Source organism: Rhizobacter sp. P3_B12 (genome assembly GCF_056402895.1).
This window is the reverse complement of record NZ_JBFUGN010000966.1, coordinates 1-2,308: the sequence shown is the minus strand read 5'-3', so window position 1 is coordinate 2,308 and position 2,308 is coordinate 1. Positions and strand designations below refer to the sequence as shown.

Annotated in this window: 2 protein-coding genes; both read right to left on the bottom strand. The window is 68.6% G+C overall.

From position 1 onward, the window contains the following. The coding region (locus tag AC1D01_RS30795; RefSeq protein WP_477873219.1) for a GGDEF domain-containing protein at positions 1-1,632 on the bottom strand (1,632 nt) is incomplete at its 3' end. 48 nt (positions 1,633-1,680) lie between these two features. Next, positions 1,681-2,308 (bottom strand): FAD-dependent oxidoreductase (locus AC1D01_RS30790; protein WP_477873217.1); only part of this gene is annotated, 628 nt, incomplete at its 5' end.

The window sequence follows — 2,308 nt, the reverse complement described above, 5'->3', positions numbered from 1 at the left end:
GCGCTTGGTCGACTTGTGGCGGTACATGCGCGCGTCGGCATGGATCAGCAGCTGGCTGCTGGACGTGATCTCCGAGCCGAACGCGATGCCGAAGCTGATGCCGCAGCCCTCGAAGCCGGCGGCGTGCAGCCGCTCCTCGAAGCGCCGCATGTCGCGCCGTGTCTCGTCTTCGTGGCGCATGTCGCCGAGCACCGCGAACTCGTCGCCGCCGAGCCGGAACACCGTCATCTCTCGGTCGTGCAGCGTCTGCAGCTGGCGCGAGAACTCGCACAGCAGCGCGTCACCGTGCGCATGGCCGCGCTCGTCGTTGATGCGCTTCAGGCCGTCGAGGTCGATCATCACCAGCATCAGCCCGGCCGACGAGTCGGCGGCGGTCAGCCTCGACAGCGTGCGGTCGAACGCATGGCGGTTGCCGATGCCGGTCAGCGAATCGGTGCTGGCCTGGTCGAGCGCGCGGTGCAGCTGCACCATGTAGCCGTCCTTCTCGAGCGCGAGCAGCCGGATCTTGTCGGCCAGCGCGAAGGCCAGCAGGATCGCGTCGGCCGTGCTGCCCAGCAGCGCGATCAGCTCCGGGTTGCGCACCATGTCCTGGCTCAGGCCGAGGTTGGCCGGCAGGATCACCAGCGCCGGCAGCAGCAGCGCGAGGAAGGCCGCGAGGAAGTAGCGCGCCGGCAGGTAGCCCGCCCACAGCCGCACGAGCCCGGCGATGAGCGCGAGCGTCAGCGAGATCGAGATCACGATCGTCGCCAGCGTGTGCGCCCACGACATCGCGATGAAGCAGGCCGGCAGCAGCACCAGCGCCAGCACCAGGTTCGCATAGCCCGCCCAGGCCAGCCTCGGGTTGGCCTCGCGCAGCTGCAGGAACTCGATGTAGAAGAGGGTGTTGAACACCACCATCAGGAAGAACGGCAGGTAGTGCCACTGCAGCCCGTGCCAGCCCAGCCACTGCGCCGGGATGTGGAAGGTCAACCCCCAGCCGGCGGTGGCCGCCAGCAGGTACAGCGCGTAGTACAGCAGCGCCTTGTCGCGCGTGCCGAGGAACATGAAGAGGTTGTAGAGCGCGAGCGTCAGCAACGCGCCGAGCGCGAACAGCGCCAGTACGTTCTCCGAGATCACGGTGCGGCGGTACTCGGCCTTGGTCTGGATGTCRATGCCGGGCAGCCGCGCGAAGTAGCGGCTGTCGATGCGCAGCAGCACGTGCGCCGAGCTGCCGCGCGGCAGCGTGATGTCGCTGCCGTAGTGCAGCATGTAGGGCGTGTCGGCGTGGTAGCCGGTCACGAAGGTCTGCGGCGGCTGGCCGCCGACGTAGATCCAGCCGCCGATGTGCTCCATCAGGCTCGCATGCGGGTCGATCACCCACTGCGTCGCGGGTGAGTCGTTGCGCACCGTGGCATGGAACCAGTAGCGCCCGCCGAGCAGCGAGACATGYGCCACCGGCGTCTTGCGTGCCAGCCAGTCGGCCAGCCGGTCGACATCGGGCGGCTCCTCGTTGGCCTCGGCGAGGTAGAACTGCCCGCCGCGCGTGAGCTCCAGTGGCTCGGTTGGCGACAACGTCGATTGCGCGAACGCCGGCCCCGCCGTCAGCCACAACAGCAGGCCGGCGATCCAGGCCACGAACGTCGGGAATTTCATGAGGTCGTCGACTGTAACAACAGGAATCAGCCGCAGCCTGAAGGCTTCTTAAACGTCGCGCTCGCCGACGATCAGCGCCGGGTGACCGCAGATGGCGCGCGCCGTCTGCATGCCGGCCATCGTCGCCGCCTCGACGCAACCGGCGTTCAGCCCGGTGCGGATCCAGTCGCCGGTGACGAACAGGTTCGAGAACCCGGTGCCGTCGGTCGCGAGCCGGTGCTGGCTGCTGCCGACCACCGACAGCACGTAGCGCTCCGACGGGTCGACGTTGGCGCGCCAGTACTGGCTGTCGAATCGCGCCGGTCCGCGGGCATCGCTCGGGTCGACCAGCAGCGGCCAGCGGAAGCCTTCCGCCGTCACGGCCTTCGGCCACAGCGTGCCGATGCGCCGCTGCAGCTGCTCGATCGCGCCTTGCCTGACCTGCTCGGCCATGCGCTTCGGGAACGCATGGTCGCTGTACGGCGGGTAGCTTGAGATCGGCAACGCACTGCAGAAGTACGAGACGTTCTTCGGCGCGATCGCCGGCGGCCAGGCTTCGCGGCACAGCAGCTGGTCCATCGGCGCCCAGGTGTCGAAGGGCTCGCTGAACGAACTGAGCACCGGCTGCTGGCCGTCGGGGCCGGTCAGCGTCCAGCCGAGCTCGCGCAGGTCCTGGTTGAGCCACACCTGGTAGGCC